This is a genomic window from Alloprevotella sp. Lung230, assembly GCF_014385435.1.
Lineage (GTDB): Bacteria > Bacteroidota > Bacteroidia > Bacteroidales > Bacteroidaceae > Alloprevotella.
The window spans coordinates 288,448-307,096 of the sequence record NZ_JACSUD010000001.1 but is presented as its reverse complement, the minus strand read 5'-3'; the positions used below and the strand labels follow the sequence as shown (position 1 = coordinate 307,096).

Here is an 18,649-nt window from a genome sequence, read left to right as displayed (position 1 = left end):
GAGGCCGGCAGGGGAGCGTGTTGTGTGAAGTACCGATGCCTTGCGGCAACGGATTATTTCGTTTCGGGTGCTTTGTCAATCAGGTCGAGGAACTGGTCGAGCTTAGGCGTGATGATGATTTGCGTGCGGCGGTTGCGCTGGCGGCCCAGTTCGGTGTCGTTGGTCGAAACGGGATTGTATTCACCGCGGCCGGCAGCCGAAAGACGATTGGGCGCAATGCCAAATTCGTTTTGCAGCATCTGCACCACACTTGAAGCACGCAGGGCCGAGAGATCCCAGTTGTTGCGGATGTTGGGGCGCGAGATGGGCACATTGTCGGTGTTGCCCTCAACGAGAACTTCAAAGTCTTTGTAGTCGCTCAGGATTTTGGAAATCTTGGAGAGGGTGGTTTTGGCGCGATCGTTGATTTCGTAAGAACCGGAGCGGTAGAGCATGTTGTCGGCCAGCGAAACGTAGACCACCCCTTTGAGCACCTTGACGTCCACCTCTTGGAGTTCGTCGCGCGAGAGAGAGCGCGTCAGGTTGTTCGAAAGTACGAGGTTGAGGGAGTCGCTTTTGGACTTGGCTTCCACCAGTTGCTTGATGTACTTGTTGGAAGCGTTGATTTCGTCCACGAGTTTGGAGATGTTGATGCTCCCTTGGTTGTTTTGCAGCAGACTCTTGTCGAGTGAGCCTTGCAGGGCGGCATATTGTCGTTTGAGTTCGGCATTTTCGCGTCGTGCGTCTTCGAGGCGTTCTTCGAGACTCTTGGCTTGTGCCCGCGAGGTGGCCAAATCGACTTGCGACTGGTGATAGAGCGACTGTACGTTGTTGTAGTCGCTTTGCAGACGCGTAAATTCTTTTTTGCTGACACAGCTTCCTAAGCTGAACAGCACACCCATGAGGAGGGTGAAGAGGAGAGACTTTTTCATCATCGAAGGTCTTTAAGAAGTTATCAACTCTGTGAAACAGCAGTTCGTGCGCCGCGCTCCTGCCTTGGTGGCAAAGGGGCACTTTCAGCGCTTTGAACTGTGGCAAAGTTAGACTTTGCTTGCGAATTAACCAAAACTATGTTGTTTTTTTAGGGGCTTGACGGTCGGTTTCAAGCATTTTTATTATCTTTGCTTCTCAAATTATCATCCATTTACTATGATGTTGAAACAATTGCTTATGATAGGCTGCTTAGCCTGCTCCTCCCTTTTGGCCTCTGGACAAAAGGTGAAAACGCTCCCCTACGATCAGTATCCGATGCCGAAGGGTGACTTGACCGAAATGACCTACACCCGCACCGGCACGCAGTTCCAACTCTGGGCGCCCACGGCAAGCAAGGTGGTGCTCAACCTCTACGCTGCCGGAAGCGGTGGAAAGGCCATCAAGACGCTCGACATGAAGCGCACTTCCGACGGCACGTGGCACGTGTCGCTGGCGGGCGACCAAAACGGGAAGTTCTACACCTTCAATGTGCAGAAAGACAACAAGTGGCTTGGTGAAACCCCGGGCATCAACGCCAAGGCGGTCGGCCTCAATGGCAAGCGCGGCGCCATCATCGACCTGCGCACCACCGACCCCGATGGCTGGGAAAGCGACAAAGCCCCGCAGCAGCAGGACATCGTCATCTACGAAATGCACCACCGCGATTTCAGTATTTCCCCGACATCGGGCATTCAGAACAAAGGAAAATTTCTTGCCCTCACGGAGAGAGGCACGAAATCGCCCGAAGGGAAGCCCACCGGCATCGACCACTTGAAGGAGTTGGGCGTGACGCACGTGCATCTTCTCCCTTCGTTTGACTTTGCTTCGATTGATGAGAGCAAGCTCGACAATCCGCAATACAACTGGGGCTACGACCCGCTCAACTACAACGTGCCCGAAGGGTCTTACTCCACCAACCCTGCCGACCCGAAGACACGCATCTTTGAGTTTAAGCAGATGGTCAAATCGCTCCACGACAACGGCCTGAAAGTGGTGCTCGATGTGGTCTACAACCACACGTACGACCTGGCCGGCTCCAACTTTGAGCGCACCGTGCCCGGCTACTTCTACCGCACCAACGCCGAAGGCAAGCCTGCCAATGCTTCGGGCTGTGGCAACGAGACGGCTTCGGAACGTGCCATGATGCGCCGCTTCATGGTGGAGAGTGTGGAGTACTGGATGAAGGAATACCACATCGATGGCTTCCGCTTCGACCTCATGGGCATCCACGACATCGAAACCATGCGCGCCATCCGCACCGCTGCCGAACGCATCAACCCCGATGTGCTCATCTACGGCGAGGGTTGGGCAGCCGAAGCACCTCAACTTCCCAAGGGGCAGGCGGCCATGAAGCAATCCATGCAGTACATGCCCGGCATTGCGGCCTTCAGCGACGAACTCCGTGATGCCCTGCGCGGGCCCTTCAGCAACGACCGCCAGTCGGCCTTCCTCGACGGACGCCCCGGTTTCAAGGAAAGCATCAAGTTTGGCATTGTCGGTGGTATCGACCACCCGCAGGTCAACTATGCCGCTGTCAACTACTCCAAAGCACCTTGGGCAGCACAGCCCCACCAGCTCATCTCCTACGTGTCCTGCCACGACGACATGTGCCTCACCGACCGTCTCCGTGCCTCCATCGACACCGTGCGCACCTCTCAGCGCTCCCTTCTCGAACTCGACCTGATGGCGCAAACGGTGGTGTTCACCTCGCAGGGTATCCCCTTCATCCAAGCCGGTGAAGAAGTGCTGCGCACGAAGAAGATGGTGCACAACTCCTACAATGCCCCCGACTCCATCAACGCCATCGACTGGTCCGGTCCCTCGGGAATGGAGGGCCTCTCCAACAACTACTATCGCCGCCTCATCGAACTGCGTCGTGAGCACCCGGCGTTCCGCTTGGGCGATGCCGACCTTGTGCGCAAGCACCTCGAATTTATCGACACTCCCGAAACGATGGTGGCCTATCGCCTCAAGGACAATGCCGGCGGCGACAAGTGGAAGGACATCATCGTGGCCGTCAACGGCGACCGCGTCCCGCAGTTCATCCCCCTGCCCCAAGGCATGAGCTACCGTGTGTGGGGCGGTTGCGGCATCGGTCTTTCGCCCGAAATGCGCGACGGCAACGTGGGCGTGGGTGGTGGTCTCCTGGTGCCTGCCCGCAGCGCCGTGATTCTCTACAACGACTTCTAATCCCCTTCGGCCGAGCCTCGCTCCGCCCCTCCCTCCTCTGAAAAAATCCCTCATCGGTTGCTCTTTACAGCCGGTGAGGGATTTTTTTTGAAATCAATGTTCGATACACCTAACTTATCAGAAAAAGCCAAATATCAAAGAGAGAACTTGTCAGAAAAGCAAGCAAAAATACAATATATAATAATAAAGCCTACCTTCTTTCAAAAATAACTCCGGCAGGTTGCCACACATTTTATAAAGTTTTATTTTTGCGACATGAAGAAAAGAACCATTTGGACCATTGCAGGCATCATGGGCGCTTCGTTCGCCGTGTTGATTTATTTGCAAGTGCACTATTTTACGCAAATCGTTGAGATGCGCCAAAAGCAATTTGACGAAAACGTGAAGCGTGCCCTCTACCAAGTGGCGCACACCCTTGAACTCAAAGAGACGCAAAGCACCATCGAGGCCGAAATTGCTGCTAACGAGAGCGAAAACAAGGAGCAACTCCGCACCGAAATCCACCATCCAACCATGGCGCAAGACACCTTGCTCACCATGGACACGGTAGCCTCTTCCCCCAACCTCAACACCCGACTGGGAGGCGAGGCTTATAGCATCGGCGAAAAGGTGCGCGAGCGCTTCCTCCGGCAGAAAGGGTTGCTCAACGAGGTCATCTATTCCACCCTCTACAAGCCCCTCGATAAGCCCCTCGCCGCCCGCATCAACCGCAACGAGCTGGACTATGCCCTCAAGACGGAACTGCAACACAACGGCATCGATCTGAAAAAGATGGAGTACCACTTTCAGGTGCTGACCATCGATGGGCGCGAGGTGCTGCAATGCCAGGATTATATCAAAAACAGCAATGACGCCGTCTATCGGCAGGAGATTTTCCCAAACGACCTTCCCTCGCAAACCGGCTTCATCGTGGTGCGCTTCTCCCACGTCGGGAGCTACATCTACGACTCCGTCAAGTTCGTGTTCCCCTCGCTCATCTTCACCTTCGTCTTGCTCGCGGTGTTTATCTACACCATCTACACCATCTTCCGCCAGAAGCGCTTGTCGGAAATCAAGAACGACTTCATCAACAACATGACCCACGAGTTCAAGACGCCCATTTCCTCCATTTCTCTGGCGGCGCAGATGTTGGCCGACAAGAACCTCCCACGCACGGAAGAGCGCTTCGACCACCTCTCGGGCATCATTGTCGACGAAACAAAGCGCTTGCGCATGCAGGTCGAAAAGGTGTTGCAGATGGCCATGTTCGACCGCGACGACATCTCCACCTTCAAGTTTCAAGAGATTGAAGCCCACAGCATCATCGAAGAAGTCGTTGCCACCTTCCAACTCAAAGCCGGCAGCATGGACGGCCATATTGCGGTGCAACTCGAAGCCGAGGATTCCATCATCTGGGGCGACCCGATGCACTTCACCAACCTTATCTACAACCTCCTCGACAACGGACTCAAATACCGCCGTCCCGACACTCCCGTTCGGCTCGTGGTGAGCACTGAAAACAAGGGAAACCAACTCCTCATCACCGTCGCCGACAATGGCATCGGCATCCGTCGCGAAGATCTCAAACGCATCTTCGAGCGCTTCTTCCGCGTCTCCACCGGTAACCGCCACGACGTGAAGGGCGTGGGCATCGGACTGGCCTACGTGGCCAGCGTGGTCAAAGCCCACAAGGGCACCATCCACGCGGAGAGCGACTTCGGACAAGGCACCCGCTTCATCATCAGTATCCCTCTGCTTGAAGAGTAAGCACACCTCAACGACAACAAAAATAATCACTTCAAATACCTACCACTATGGACGAAAAAATGAGAATCCTCCTTTGCGAAGACGACGAAAACCTCGGCATGCTGCTTCGCGAATACCTCCAAGCCAAGGGCTATGAAACTGTTTTGTGCAGCGATGGAGAAGAAGGCTACCGCGAGTTTCTCCACAACAAATACAACCTTTGCGTCTTCGACGTGATGATGCCCAAGAAGGACGGCTTCACCCTGGCCAAGGAAATCCGCCTCACCAACACCGAAGTGCCCATCATCTTCCTCACGGCCAAAACCCTCAAAGAAGACATCTTCGAAGGCTTCAAAATTGGCGGCGACGACTATCTGACCAAGCCCTTCTCGATGGAAGAACTCACCTTCCGCATCGAAGCCATCCTGCGCCGAGTGCGCGGCAAGAAGAACCGCGAACGCACCATCTACCAGCTCGCGTCCTACACCTTCGACACGAAGAAGCAGGTGCTCAGCCGCAACGGCGAGAGCAAGAAGCTCACCACCAAGGAAAGCGAACTGCTCGGCCTCCTCTGCGCCCACACCAACGAAATCCTTCAGCGTGACTTTGCGCTCAAGAAGATTTGGATTGACGACAACTACTTCAATGCGCGCTCCATGGACGTCTACATCACGAAGCTCCGCAAGCACTTGAAGGACGACCCCGAAGTGGAAATCATCAACATCCACGGTAAGGGCTACAAACTCATCTGCCCCGAAGAGGACGAAGCCTAATCCCCTTCTCCTTTTCTCCTAACAGCGACCTCGAGGCCGTGCCAAAATATAAATCTTGGCACGGCCTCGAGTTTTTGCAGAAGGGCACTCGTCCGCTGCGGAAGGCTTGATCAGGATTGTGGTGTTGGGGAAAAGGCGCATCTGCCTTGCAAAGATAATTCTGCACCGCAAAAAGTAGATTTCCTCAAAGATAATCTATAAACCAAGGTTTGGTTTATATAATTCAAACCTTGGTTTATGTAATTCAAACTTTGGTTTATATAAACCAAACCTTGGTTTATAGAATTTGTCCTATCTGCGGAAGTTTCAACGGTAGAAAAATAAGATTTCATCGGCAGGACGCAAATTCTACTTGGTGCGCTTCGATGGGGATGTGCCCGTACACGCCCTCCGCAACAATGACGCGTCCCGGCAAAATACAACCGCCATCAAAGAGCCAAACTCTAAGATGGCGGTTGCCGTTGGTGGAAAAACAAGGATGAAAACTGAGTGGACTTCTCTTGGGAGTCGTTTTTTCGCGTTCCCTCCCTTAGAAGCCTAAGGTCAAGCCCATGCTCAAGGAGTTGAATTGCGGTCCGAAGTCCTTGGTGAACACGGACGTGGGCTGATAGCGCACGTAGAGCCCGAGGTCGTCATAGACCAGAGAACCATACAGGGCGGCAGTGACGGGGCGGATGGGGATGTTCTTCTTGTAGGTGTCCACCACCTCTTTGTTGCCCACGTAGTAGGTGTTGTAGATGCGCGGCCGGACGTTGAATTGCAGTAAGGCGCCGGCGGTGACGTTCCATTTTTTGCCGAAGCGGTAGCGATAGAGGGCCGGCACAACGTGACGGTTGAGGCGGAAGACGGAGCGCCCCACCTTGCTCCCCGTGGGATAGTCGCCCACAGCGACACGCTCGCCGTCGAAGTTGAAGCACTGGGCGCCGTCGAGCCGATAGCGTGCCCAAGCGTAGCCCCAGCCCGTGATGAGACTGTGCCGTCCGACGGTGTAGGCGAAACTCAGAAAGTTGCCTTCGATTTCGAAACTGCTGCCGAACTGCGTGCGAAGCCCTCCATCGGCGTTGAGCGTGCGAAGCGCACCGAAGCGGAGCGCCATCGTCCATTCCACTTGGCGCTTGGTGCGCTTGCGGATGGTGCGCTTGTTATTGAAAATGCGTGGCAGCGTGAAGTCCCAGCGTGTGCCGGCCTCTTCGACGAAAGAGGTGTTGCCCTGGTAGGGAAGGGAGTAGTTGAAGACGTAGTTGTGGTCGCTTTCCGAACCTTTCACACGGATGTTGAGGACACTGTCGTTGCGCACGACAAGCACGTGCTCGGGGCGGCGGACATCGGCGAGCGTGTCGGCCGGAGTTTGGGCCTGGCCGGCAAAGGGGAGACAGGCAGAGAGGAGGAGAAGAAGAGAGGTTTTCATAAAGCAAGGTGATGAAGAAGTTGTTATTTACTTACTGAACGTGCGTTTGAGGGTTTCGAGCGTGGCCGTGCCTTCCATGTAGATGAGCGTGAGGGTAGGTTCGGCCTTTTTGCTGAGGGTGTTGTTGCGGTAGAAGAGGTAGCGGTTGCGTCCGTCACGGATGGGGTATTGATAGATGCCGTAGTAGAGGTGTCCGCTTTTCGTGCCCGACTCGTGGTAGGAGGCGGTGCGGGCATCGGCCTGCACGAGGCGCTCCACTTCGGCCGTGTGGCCGGTGGTGTGGAAGGTGATGCTGCGGAAGAGGGAGAGTTGGTAAGGCTCCACCTTGCTGCCGCGGAGGGTGACCGAGGTGACGTCGGGCGTCCCTTTTCCGGAAAACTTTGTGAAGAGGGGTGCTACGTTGAGCCCCGTCTGTGCCGACAGCCGGGAGGAGGCTATGGCCAAAAGGAGAGTGAGGAAGAGTAAGCGTTTCATAGGCCGTTCAATGGATGTTCTGATTTTCTTCGAGGGTCGAAACCATGTCGTGGAGTTGGCTTTCCATCGTGGGCGCATCGGTGGTGGGCGCCAGTGCTCCTTGCAGGGTGCGCTCCATCTCCTGCTGCACACGGATGGGGTCGGTGATGCGTACGCCCTCCACGTAGGCCACGCAGTCGGGATGCCGATAGTCGTAGACCAGCGCCCCGCCGCCCACCAGCGCCCCGACGAGCAGCACAGCGGCGGCAGTCGGCCAAAGTCGGCTTCGGTGAGAGCGAGCAGGCTTTTCGGCCTTGTGCTTGGAGGAGGAGAGGGCGGCTCGCTGTGCCCGCTTCGCCCTCGCGGCAAATCCCATCACGGCGCGCACCTCATCCAGTTCGGCCCGGAGGGAGGCAAACTCCTCGGCGTCTGCTCGGGCCGACGTGACGAAAGCCCGCAGTTGCGCCTCCTCGCCTTCGGTGGTTTGGGCGTCGAAGTAGCGCTCGATGAGGCGTTGCCAATGTGTGAGGTCGGAAGAAGTGTTCATACGTGGGTGGAGTTTTGCTGTTGATAAAGGTGGCGGACGGTGCGCCGTGCGCGTGAGATTTGCATCCGTAAGGCGGTTTCCGTCATGCCTTCTTCTTGGGCGAGGGTGGCATAGTCGATGCCGTCCACATCGCGGCGGTAGAGGAGGTGGCGTTGCAAAGGGGTGAGGTGGTGGTCGATGAGGCGGCTCACAGCGGCGAAATGTTCGTCCTCCTCGTATTCTCCCTCGGGATCGGTGCGCAGGGCGAGAGCGGTTTCGGCGACATCTGTTTCCGTTGCATCGAGCGATCGGCAGGGATGGGCCGCGCGGCGACGAAGGGCATCGATGCTCAGGTGGCGCACCGTCGTGGTGAGCAGCGCCTCCTGCCGTGCCGTGCTTTCGCCCTCGCCATTGCCACCACGCTGCCACAGTCGGGCAAAGGCTTCGTAGAGGGCATCTTCGGCCTCGGCTTCGCTCCCCAGCAGCTGGGTGGCGATGTGCCGCAGTCGTCCACCGATGCGCAGAAAGGTGGCCGTGAGTCCGCCTTCGGCAGGCGGCGAGACAGAGGAGGGAGGCTGGGAGTGGCTCATGGGCGAGGCGAAATGGAGAGGAAGAAGGCGGGGCGTTCGTACCCTTCTATGGACAATACGCAGTGCGGGCGGTTTTGTAACAACGTTCGTACACTTTTTCTCGAAAAAAAACGACTGCCGACCTTACGGCCTACTTATCATCCGCCAATAGGTCTGACCGAAAGCAAAGATTTCTCCCTCACGGTGGAAGCCCACGGAGGTGTAGAGCTTTTGCGCCCGAGGGTTGTCGGGGTCGACCAGCAGGGTGGGGCGGAGGGCCAGGCGTCGAGCTTGTTCTACGGCCTGCAACAACAGCCCACGGCCCACACCGCGACTGCGGAAGCGGGGCACCACGGCCAGAGAGTCGATGTAGTATTCACCGCTCTGTGTTTCGTCTTCTATTGCTTCAACCTCCGTTCCCGAGAAGGCCGAGATGAGGGCAAAGGTGTCGCGTCGCATCCGGTGATAGCCCTCGCCGGGATAGGCTACCAGCAGTCCTGCCGGTTCGCCGTCGATCAGGCCTATCGTGGCGTGCTCGTAGCTGTAGAGCACCCCCGGCCGTTGGGCCACAGCGGTGAGTTCGCGCCACGCCTTTTGTTGGGCAACGCTGAGTGGTTCTTGATACATTTCCCAGTGTAGGGCTTCGAGCACATGACGGGCAATGAAGGCGGCATCGTCTGCCGTGGCGGGACGAAAGGTGAGGGTGGAGATAGGGGTAGACATAATTTATAAGGAATAAGTAGGTCTTCGAAATTAATCGTAGCTATCTTAGTCGTAGGATGTTCTCTACTTTGATACTCTCTTTGTTCCTTTTTTTCGCCATCTTGCCTTTGTTCATCAGTTGTGTAGCCCGCTACATTCCTTCTTCCCAAAGACAAACTGACGAAAAATTGAAACAAATATAGTATCAATTAATTCTGAACACCTACTTAAGAGAGTTCTGCAATAAGGCAAAGTTACGCATTTCCTTGCGTCCGACCACTGAAAGGGCATACAATTCGCTTGTGCGTGCCTTCCCTCTCTGCCGCCGATGGTCTCCACAGCGCGGTCGGTGTCCTCCGACATCTGCCCGCGTTGGGGAGGAAAGTAGATGAGAGATTGACACACTGAGATGAAGAAACGGCGCGACAGCATCACTATAAGTGGGTATTTCGGGGTGAATAAGAAAGGAAAGATAACCAAGTTTTAGCCGAGAGAGGGAGAAAATTGTACTTTTGCACCCGTAAAAATGTTGGTCCGATGGGACAACACCGCAAATTTCTGACTTTTTTCTTCATCTATCTTTTTATGCTGAAATTCTCTCTTTTGGCCACAGCACTGACGCTGGGCCTCCCTACTCTTGCACAAATTCCACAAGGAGAAGCTCTCACTCATCAACGCGCGGAGAAACCCATGGTTATGGGGCGTGTGTGCGACACCAACGGCGATGCCATTGCCGATGCGGTGGTGTTGGTGAAAGGAACGCCGCGCCCCATCAAAACCGGTAAGAACGGAATGTTTCGCCTTCCCGGAAAGCCCGGCGACCGCCTCACTCTCGTGGTGCAGGCTTTGGGCTACGACACCGAAGAGCGCGAAGTGACGCTCGGCTCCGGGGAAGAGCAACAAAGCGGTCTGTTCTTTTTCTTGACGGAACACCACCGCAACTTGCCGCAGGTGGACGTGTTGGGCCGTCGCGAGCGGTCGTACAAGAACACCGTCTCTTTCATCGGCACCAAGACGGCCACTGCCCTCAAAGACGTGCCCCAGTCGGTGGGCTACGTGACGAAAGAATTGATGATCGACCAAGGGGCGTTCACGGTGAACGACGTGGTGAAGAACATCAGCGGCGTGAACCAATACACCTTCTATAACGACTTCAGTATCCGTGGTTTTCGTGCCACGGGCAATCGCAACTCGGGCAACTTGGTCAACGGCATGCGTACGCAGACGAGCCTTTGGCGACAATCTTCGTTGGCCAACATCGAGCGCGTGGAAGTCATCAAAGGTCCTGCTTCTGCCCTCTTCGGCAATGCAGCACCGGGCGGCATCATCAACCGCGTGACCAAAAAACCGCTCGACACGGAGCGCCGTTCGGTGTCGGCCACCATCGGAAGTTTCAACACCCAGAAGGCTTATGCTGACTTTACCGGACCGCTCAACGGGAAGCACAACCTCCTCTATCGGCTCAACTTGGGCTACGAGGACACTGACAGCTATCGTGACTTGCAGGGGTTGGAGACTTTCGTCATCGCGCCTTCGTTCACCTATTTGCCCGACGACCGCACGAGCTTCAACGTGGACTTGGTCTACAATGCCAACAACGGAAAAGTGGACCGCGGACAGACCATCTTCGGAGATGCTGCGCTGACTTCGCGTCCCATCTCAAGCAGTCTTTCGGCCGCCAACGACTACTTGAAGGAGAACACCTTCAACCTCACCGTGGCGTTGAGCCATCGCTTCAACGAACATCTTTCGTTCAACAGCACTTACCTCTTCTCTTCCTACAACGAAGACTTGATGGAGCACACTCAGGCCAATGCCTACGCCATGAATGCCGATGGCACCGAAGATCCCAATCGGGTGCTGATGCGTGCCACACAACGCCAACGCCACTTCCGCAACAACAGTTTCAACAACTACTTCGTGTATACGGCAAAGACGGGCGAATTCTCGCATCAAGTCATGCTGGGATATGACTACTTCCAGACCGAACTGATGCCCGGCTCTTCCTACATCGAAGCCGCGGGCTATCTGTTGAAGAACGGAAAGTCTACCAACAAATTTGATAAAACCAAAATCGGCAACTATCAGCTCGATGCCGACGGCAACCCGAAGACAAACGTTCCCTACTTTGACCTTCGCACCAACAGCGGCAACAACTATCAGGACATCTCTAAATATGTCTTTGCCTCGAAAAGCAACAACCCCTACTGGCAGTACACGCACGGCATCTACGTGCAGGAACAGTTGAGTTGGTGGCGCTTGAAGTTGCTGTTGAGCGGTCGTATGGAATACTTCACCGATGTGCTCAATATGGGCACAACGAAGGAGAAGAAGACCACGCAACACGCCTTCACTCCGCGCATCGGACTGGTCTATGAACTGACGCCCATGGTGAACCTCTACGGCACTTGGATCAAAGGCTTCGAACCGCAGAGTGCGGCCATCCAGAGCGATCCCGCCACCGGCGCACCTTTCGACCCGGTGTATAGTGAACTGTGGGAGGCCGGCGCAAAGGCCGAATTGCTCAACAAGCGCCTGAGTGTTACGCTCGCTCTCTTCCAAATCAAGCAACGCAACTCGCTCTACGATGCCGGCGATGTAGCGCGTCCTGACTTGAAACTGCAAATTGGTGAGGAACGTTCGCGAGGATTTGAACTGGACGTGGCTGGTCGCATCCTGCCTTATTGGAGCATCGTGGCCAACTACACTTACAACGCGGCCAAGATTACCCAAGCCCCTGCCGGCACGAAGGACCTCAATCTCCAGCGCCCCAACACACCCAAGCATTCGGGCAACATGTGGACGAAGTTCATCATCCCTCGTGGTGAGTTCCGCAACTTAGGTTTCGGATTGGGCATGAATTTTGTGACCGAACGCGAAGGGCAAGTGGCCAAGCGCGCCAACACGGTGGTCTATCCGGGCTATGCGCTTTTCAACGCCGCCCTCTATTACAAGGTCAACGAAATCCAGCTGCAACTCAATTTCAACAACGTCTTCAACAAGACGTATTGGGTGGGAGGGTATGACCGCCTGCGTTCCTTCCCGGGAGCACCGCGCAACGTGAACCTTTCGGCCACATTCCACTTCTAATTTCCGACTCTCTCTTCCTTCTCTCCCTCGGACAAAGACACCTCTCCGTCTTCGTCCGAGGGAGCGTCTTTTTCTTCACTCCCTCGCTCCTTCGCTCTTGTTGGATATACCCCTTTTTCGAAGGAAACAAAAAAACTGCATCGACACACGTGTCGATGCAGTTTTTTTGGGGGGGGGAGAAGTGGGGCTTATCCCTTCACGCGGTTTTGGTAAGAGCCATCGCGAGTATCGACTTCGATGAGCTCGCCGGTTTCGATGAAGAGAGGCACGCGCACCTTGGCACCCGTTTCGAGGGTAGCGTCTTTGAGGGTGTTGGTGGCGGTGTCGCCGCGCAGACCGGGTTCAGTGTATTCGATGCGAAGCACCACCTTGATGGGCATTTCGGCATAGAGAATGGTCTCGGTGGAAGCATCGCTCACCACAGTTACCACGTCGCCCTCTTTCATGTACTCAACACCGGTGATGAGGTCGCGGGCGATGGGCACTTGGTCGAACGTCTCCTGGTTCATGAAGAGGTAGTCTTCGCCCTCCTGATAGAGGTACTGGTAGGGGCGGCGTTCCACACGAACGTCTTCGAGGGATTCGCCGATGTTGAAGCGCTTTTCGAGCACACGGCCGCTCACCACGTCCTTCAGAGTGGTGCGCATGATGGTGTTGCCCTTACCGGGCTTCACGTGGAGGAAGTCGATGCAGAAATAGAGTTTGCCGTCCATGCGGATGCAAACGCCTTTCTTGATGTCCTGAGATTTAATCATGGGATATGTTGCAGATGATTGATGAAGTTATTTCGTTTCGGGTGCAAAAGTACGCATTTATTTTGAGATAAGCAGAGGCACGCTCTCATTTTCTCCACCCGGCGGAGGGTTTTAGAGGACGAATTGCAACTCCTTGAAAGCGTATTCCCGCTCGCTGCCATCGGGCATGCGCAGGGTGATGCGGCCGAGGGGCGAGATGGTGAGGATGTGGGCTGTAAACTCTTCGCCCGTGCGCAGGTCGCGATAGGGATAGAAACCGGTGCGGCGGTAGAGAGTCTGGAAGTACTGATGTTCCACAGCAGCCACTTTGCCATTGTAGAGCATGTTGAGCAGAAACTCGAAGTGGCGGACAAAGGCAGTGAGGATGCCCATGTGGTTGACTTCGCGGTTGAGGATACGGCGGAGCGAAACGGGGTTGGGGGCATCGCTGTGGAAGTCCAATTGGTTGAGATTGATGCCGATGCCCACGAGGGTGTGCTCAATCATCTCACCGCGGAGGCGGTGTTCGAGGAGCATCCCACCGATTTTCCAGTCGAAACAGTAGATGTCGTTGGGCCACTTCACGGTGATGCCGCTCGTGTGGTATTCGAGAGTTTGCGCCACGGCCAGAGCGGTTACTTCCGAGAGCAGGAATTGCTCGGAAGCCTTGATGTCTTTGGGGAAGAACTCAAAGGAGAACAAGAGATTCTCGCCCGGTTCGCTCTCCCAAGAAGTGCCCCGCTGGCCGCGGCCTGCGGTTTGGCAGTCGGTGGTGACAAGTCGAAATTCTCCCTCGGGCAAAGGGTCGCCGGAGAGCGCTTCCATCGTGGTGTCGAGCGTTTCGAAGTGCTCGTGGTGCCAATTGGCGGGAAGCTTAGAGGAAACGATGTTGTTGATCATGATGTAAATGTGAATTCGGATGTATGAGCGAAAAAGCGTTTTTGAAGTGCTGGATTTCGAAGGGAGGCGCTTCTCCGACAAGGGTGATGATGTCAAACCGGAAAGGCACGTTCCCCATTCGCTTTTGCCGTAGATAAGTGAGGGCGGCTTGGGAGAGGTAGTCTCTCTTGTAGCGGTCGACAGCGGCCTCCGGGCTTTCCCATCGGTCGGTGCGCCGCGTTTTGACCTCTACGAAAACGATTTCGCCGAAGTCGTCGGCAATGATGTCGACCTCATGAGGGTGAGCGCGCCAGTTGCGTTCGAGGATGTGGTAGTCGCGTTCCAGTAAGTATTGGGTGGCGGCGGTTTCACCGGCCTGCCCCAGTTCGTTGTGTGCCGCCATGGCAGAAAATAGTTTAGCGTTTGTGTCTGAAAAAGTCGCGCACCAATGCTCCGCAGGATTCGGCCAGCACTCCGCTTGTCACCTGGGTTTTGGGATGCAGCGCTTGTGGGGCATAGCGGCTGTAACCGCGCTTCGGATCGGACGCACCATAGACGAGGCGCCCCAACTGCGCCCAACCGATGGCACCTGCGCACATCACGCAAGGTTCGAGGGTCACGTAGAGAGTGCATTCGTTCAAGTACTTCCCACCCAAATGATTGGCAGCAGCGGTGATGGCTTGCATTTCGGCATGTGCCGTCACGTCGTTCAGAAGTTCGGTCAGGTTGTGCCCACGTGCGATGATCCGATCTCGACACACCACCACCGCTCCCACCGGAATTTCATCGCGGCCGGCGGCGTCTTGCGCTTGTTCAAGGGCACGTTGCATGTAGTATTCGTCCGTCATATGCGAGAGTTTCGTAGAATAGGGCAGGACTTTGTGAAGAAGCCATGAACAGGAGTGGAACGCACCTGCACTTACGGTTGCTTCACGCCTTTCATAGAGAGCGCCACGCGTCCACGGCGTTCGTCAATCTCCAGCACGCGCACCATCACGTGCTGCTGGATGCTCACCACGGCCGCCGGGTCTTTGACAAAACGGTCGGCCAACTGCGACACGTGCACCAATCCTTTGGTCTTGATGCCCAAATCGACAAACGCACCAAAATTGGTGATGTTGGTCACCACACCGGGGAGAATCATTCCGATTTCGAGGTCGTCGATGCTGTGGATGTGCTCATCAAAGGCAAATACTTCGGCACGTCCACGCGGGTCACGCCCCGGTTTGTCGAGTTCGGCCATGATGTCGTTGAGTGTGGGCAGTCCGACCTCGTCCGTACAGTAACGTTGCAGCGAAATTTTGCGGCGCGCTTCGCCGTTGGCAATGAGTTGTGGGATGTCCAGCCCTGCATCTTTGGCCATCTGCTGCACGAGGGCATAGCGCTCGGGGTGTACGGCGGTGTTGTCGAGTGGGTTTTCTCCGTCACTGATGCGTAGGAAACCCGCACATTGCTCGTAGGCTTTCGCACCGAGACGAGGCACTTTGAGCAACGCTTTGCGGGAACGGAAAGGTCCGTTTTCTGTGCGGTAGTCCACGATGTTTTTGGCCAATGCCGGGCCGAGTCCGCTCACGTAGGTGAGCAGGTGTTGCGAGGCCGTGTTGAGGTTCACCCCCACAGAGTTGACACAACTTTCCACCGTCTGGTCGAGGCTGTGCTTGAGGGCCGATTGGTCCACATCGTGCTGGTATTGTCCCACACCGATGGCTTTTGGGTCAATCTTGACGAGTTCGGCCAGAGGGTCGGCCAGTCGCCGCCCGATGCTCACCGCACCGCGCACCGTCACGTCATAGTCAGGAAATTCATCGCGCGCCAATTTGGAGGCCGAATAGACCGACGCCCCGTCTTCGCTCACCAAGAAAATCTCTACGCCATCCAGTCCCAGACCGCGCACCAACTCTTCTGTCTCGCGTCCGGCTGTGCCATTGCCGATGGCTACGGCCTCCACCTGATATTGTTCCACCAAGGCACGCAGTGCTGCAGAAGCCCGTGCGCTTTCGTTCTTAGGCGGATGGGGGTAGATGGTTTCGTTGTGGAGCAACATCCCCTGGGCATCCAGACACACCACTTTGCAGCCGGTGCGAAAGCCTGGGTCGATGCCCATGATGCGCTTCTGTCCGAGCGGAGCAGCGAGCAAGAGTTGCTTGAGGTTGGTGGCAAACACGCGGATGGCCTCTTCATCGGCCTGGGTCTTGCTCATCGCAGCAAATTCCGTTTCGATGCTGGGCTTGAGGAGGCGCTTGTAGGCATCCACCGCTGCAGTTTCCACCTGCTCGGCGGCAGCACTGCCACGCCGCACATAAGGGCGCGCCACCCGCTCACAGGCGGTGTCGTCGTCGGCCGGAGCAATGGCAACGCGCAGCAACCCTTCCGCTTCACCGCGGCGCATGGCCAAAAGGCGGTGGGAAGTGCAGCGCTTCAATGGTTCGCTCCAGTCGAAATAGTCGCGATATTTTGCCGCCTCCTCTTCCTTGCCTTTCACCAACCGAGAGGTAATGACGGCTTCGCGCGAGAAGATGTTACGCATCGTGTTGCGCGTGCGTTCGTCCTCGCTGATTTGTTCGGCGATGATGTCGCGCGCCCCTTGTAGAGCCTCCTCCACGGTGGGTACTTCTTCGCCGAGATATTTTTGAGCCGTGCGCAGAGGATCGCTCGTGGGATTGAGCAGGAGCGACTGGGCGAGCGGTTCGAGTCCTTTTTCGCGGGCCATCTGAGCACGCGTGCGGCGCTTGGGCTTGAATGGGAGGTAGATGTCTTCTATCTCCGTTGCGTCCCACGAGGCTTCGATGCGCGCCCGCAGTTCGGGGGTGAGCTTCTCCTGAGCCTCAATGGTTTCGAGGATGTAAGATTTACGATGTTGCAACTCTTGCAGACGCGTGTTTTCGTCGGCAATGGCCGCCACCTGCACCTCATCGAGTGCTCCTGTGGCTTCTTTACGATAGCGGGCAATGAAGGGAATGGTTGCGCCTTCTTCGAGCAAACGTACGGTTTGCTCCACCTGTTTCTCGCGCAGGTTGAGGCGTTGGGCTATGAGCAAATGGAGTGACATAGACAGACGTTGAAATCAGCAATCGTGGGCTACCCACAAATGCCCTGCAAATATAGGTATTTCTTTTTGAAAAGCCCATTTCTGCCCGAGGAAATGTATAAAAACGGCTGTAAAAATTACATATTTGGAATAAAATAGGAAAGGGGGGGCGAAGATTGCCCAAAAAGCCTCGTTCCGAGAAGAACGAGGCTGGTGTACACTCTCAGGGGTTCGAACCCTGGACCCACTGATTAAGAGTCAGTTGCTCTACCAACTGAGCTAAGAGTGCAGATGCAAACAAGAAAAGAAAGATGAGTACACTCTCAGGGGTTCGAACCCTGGACCCACTGATTAAGAGTCAGTTGCTCTACCAACTGAGCTAAGAGTGCAGATGCCCAACGGCTTTTGCCTTGTTTGCGAGTGCAAAATTACCGCCTTTTTCTGAAACCACCAAGCATTTGCTTAAATTTCTTTGAAAAAAGTGTGTGAATCATTTACAAGCAAGGTGGTGTGTAGGTGCAACTACTTATCTTGTTCTGAGCAAAGGTCTCCAGGTCAAATATTGGGAATGTTGAAGAAAAGGTGCATCAGCGCGTTTCAGCAAGTCTCTACAAGGTTATACACACCGATGAAATCAGCCCATTGACAAACTTCATTGCCATAGTGGCTCATTTTCCCAACCGACAGGGAAACCAAGAGCAACTTTATCTATCCGATGTGAGAAAGGTAATGTTGCACCTTTGCATCATCAGTTATCTCCAGACCTCTTGTTTTGAGTAGCCGTACTAACTCTTGGGGTGTAGAATATGTCTTTATAAAAGAATTCCTTGTTGGCATACACTCTATACCTTAATTCCGCAGCATAAATTCTTGTGAGAACTCCAAGTGTCTGAGAAACAAAGTTCTCAAAACACTTGGATATGTCAGAAATTTCACCTATCTTGGTGCTGCAAACATAACAAGTAAGCAAAAATCTGACATGACAAAGGTAGCAATTAAAAACGAGAATATCACTTCCTTCGGAGGAATTTATCACATCATGGACGTTTTCTCAAAATTGGGCTTTGAAAGACAAGGATGGCAAGCAACAGACGGATATGTTCGGAGTGATATACACATACCGCTGTATCCTTACCAATAACCGGACATCTACCGAGAAAGACATCATTACATTTTATAATGAGCGTGGAGCAAGCGAAAAGAACTTCGACATACAGAACAATGACTTCGGATGGTCGCATCTGCCCTTTTCCTTTATGGCTGAGAACATGGTTTTCATGATGGTTACCGCCATGCTGAAGAACTTCTATCTCTATCTCGTCCGTCATATCAGCGATAAGGTCAAGCCATTGAAAAAGACAAGCAGGCTGAAAGCCTTTATCCTGCATTTTGTCAGCGTACCAGCAAAATGGGTAAGAACGGGAAGGCAGAACGTTCTGAACCTATATACAAATAAAACCTACTACGCTGAAGTCTTCATTGAATAAGCAGCATTTCTTTGTGGCTTTTCATACTTCCCCATTGGTTTGGGTGGGGGGGATTTTATGACTATGCAAGAACCAAGAACCCCAGAAAATCCCCATATCAATGGATAAATCCCAAAAATGTCACTTCAATATAT

The 18,649-nt window shown here is 54.7% G+C and carries 15 protein-coding genes, 2 tRNA genes and 1 pseudogene; 5 read left to right on the top strand and 13 right to left on the bottom strand.

Features of this window, described 5'->3' with window-relative positions:
- Positions 1–53 precede the first annotated feature (53 nt).
- The gene (locus tag H8527_RS01170; protein WP_222935073.1) at positions 54–914 is read right to left on the bottom strand and encodes an OmpA family protein; all 861 of its coding nucleotides are present in this window, start codon (positions 912–914) and stop codon (positions 54–56) included.
- Positions 915–1,128: 214 nt separating this feature from the next.
- Here H8527_RS01170 and pulA point away from each other — a divergent pair, with 214 nt between their 5' ends.
- The 3 genes from pulA (at position 1,129) to H8527_RS01155 (ending at position 5,639) form a co-directional block, all read left to right on the top strand.
- Positions 1,129–3,141, top strand: a complete 2,013-nt coding sequence (gene pulA / locus H8527_RS01165) for a type I pullulanase (RefSeq protein ID WP_187544924.1) — start codon at positions 1,129–1,131, stop codon at positions 3,139–3,141.
- Between the two features lie 255 nt (positions 3,142–3,396).
- The gene (locus tag H8527_RS01160; protein ID WP_187544923.1) at positions 3,397–4,887 is read left to right on the top strand and encodes a sensor histidine kinase KdpD; all 1,491 of its coding nucleotides are present in this window, start codon (positions 3,397–3,399) and stop codon (positions 4,885–4,887) included.
- 47 nt (positions 4,888–4,934) lie between these two features.
- The gene (locus H8527_RS01155; RefSeq protein WP_187544921.1) at positions 4,935–5,639 is read left to right on the top strand and encodes a response regulator transcription factor; all 705 of its coding nucleotides are present in this window, start codon (positions 4,935–4,937) and stop codon (positions 5,637–5,639) included.
- A gap of 529 nt (positions 5,640–6,168) precedes the next feature.
- Here H8527_RS01155 and H8527_RS01150 read toward each other — a convergent pair.
- From H8527_RS01150 to H8527_RS01130, 5 genes are all read right to left on the bottom strand, one after another.
- A complete protein-coding gene (locus H8527_RS01150) occupies positions 6,169–7,047 on the bottom strand; it encodes a hypothetical protein (RefSeq protein ID WP_187544919.1) in 879 nt (292 codons plus the stop codon).
- Between the two features lie 27 nt (positions 7,048–7,074).
- Entirely contained in the window at positions 7,075–7,521 is a 447-nt protein-coding gene (locus H8527_RS01145) for a DUF6108 family protein (protein WP_187544917.1), read from the bottom strand.
- Between the two features lie 7 nt (positions 7,522–7,528).
- A complete protein-coding gene (locus H8527_RS01140) occupies positions 7,529–8,047 on the bottom strand; it encodes a hypothetical protein (protein WP_187544915.1) in 519 nt (172 codons plus the stop codon).
- On the bottom strand, positions 8,044–8,616 hold the full coding sequence (locus H8527_RS01135; RefSeq protein WP_187544913.1) for an RNA polymerase sigma factor: 573 nt from the start codon (positions 8,614–8,616) through the stop codon (positions 8,044–8,046). The genes H8527_RS01140 and H8527_RS01135 overlap by 4 nt, the downstream gene beginning before the upstream one ends.
- A gap of 123 nt (positions 8,617–8,739) precedes the next feature.
- Positions 8,740–9,318, bottom strand: coding sequence for an N-acetyltransferase (locus H8527_RS01130; protein ID WP_187544911.1), 579 nt, complete (start codon positions 9,316–9,318; stop codon positions 8,740–8,742).
- A gap of 564 nt (positions 9,319–9,882) precedes the next feature.
- Between H8527_RS01130 and H8527_RS01125 the strand changes: the two genes are divergently transcribed.
- The gene (locus tag H8527_RS01125) at positions 9,883–12,387 is read left to right on the top strand and encodes a TonB-dependent siderophore receptor (RefSeq protein WP_222935072.1); all 2,505 of its coding nucleotides are present in this window, start codon (positions 9,883–9,885) and stop codon (positions 12,385–12,387) included.
- A gap of 188 nt (positions 12,388–12,575) precedes the next feature.
- Here H8527_RS01125 and efp read toward each other — a convergent pair whose 3' ends face one another.
- The 7 genes from efp to H8527_RS01090 form a co-directional block, all read right to left on the bottom strand.
- Positions 12,576–13,142 (bottom strand): elongation factor P, encoded by a 567-nt coding sequence (gene efp / locus H8527_RS01120; protein ID WP_187544909.1) that lies wholly within the window; start codon positions 13,140–13,142, stop codon positions 12,576–12,578.
- Between the two features lie 111 nt (positions 13,143–13,253).
- Positions 13,254–14,021: a biotin--[acetyl-CoA-carboxylase] ligase gene (locus tag H8527_RS01115; protein WP_187544907.1), complete on the bottom strand. Its 768-nt coding sequence runs from the start codon at positions 14,019–14,021 to the stop codon at positions 13,254–13,256.
- A complete protein-coding gene (locus tag H8527_RS01110; RefSeq protein ID WP_187544905.1) occupies positions 13,996–14,403 on the bottom strand; it encodes a YraN family protein in 408 nt (135 codons plus the stop codon). The genes H8527_RS01115 and H8527_RS01110 overlap by 26 nt, the downstream gene beginning before the upstream one ends.
- A gap of 13 nt (positions 14,404–14,416) precedes the next feature.
- Positions 14,417–14,848, bottom strand: a complete 432-nt coding sequence (locus H8527_RS01105) for a nucleoside deaminase (protein ID WP_187544903.1) — start codon at positions 14,846–14,848, stop codon at positions 14,417–14,419.
- A gap of 71 nt (positions 14,849–14,919) precedes the next feature.
- Complete coding sequence (locus H8527_RS01100) at positions 14,920–17,049, bottom strand: Tex family protein (protein ID WP_187544901.1); 2,130 nt, start codon at positions 17,047–17,049, stop codon at positions 14,920–14,922.
- A 195-nt stretch (positions 17,050–17,244) separates the two neighbouring features.
- Positions 17,245–17,317 (bottom strand) — tRNA-Lys (locus H8527_RS01095).
- 27 nt (positions 17,318–17,344) lie between these two features.
- Positions 17,345–17,417: transfer RNA gene (locus H8527_RS01090), tRNA-Lys, on the bottom strand.
- 663 nt (positions 17,418–18,080) lie between these two features.
- Here H8527_RS01090 and H8527_RS01085 point away from each other — a divergent pair.
- Positions 18,081–18,515: pseudogene (locus H8527_RS01085) on the top strand (IS1380 family transposase); the annotation flags it as partial.
- Positions 18,516–18,649: the final 134 nt, after the last annotated feature.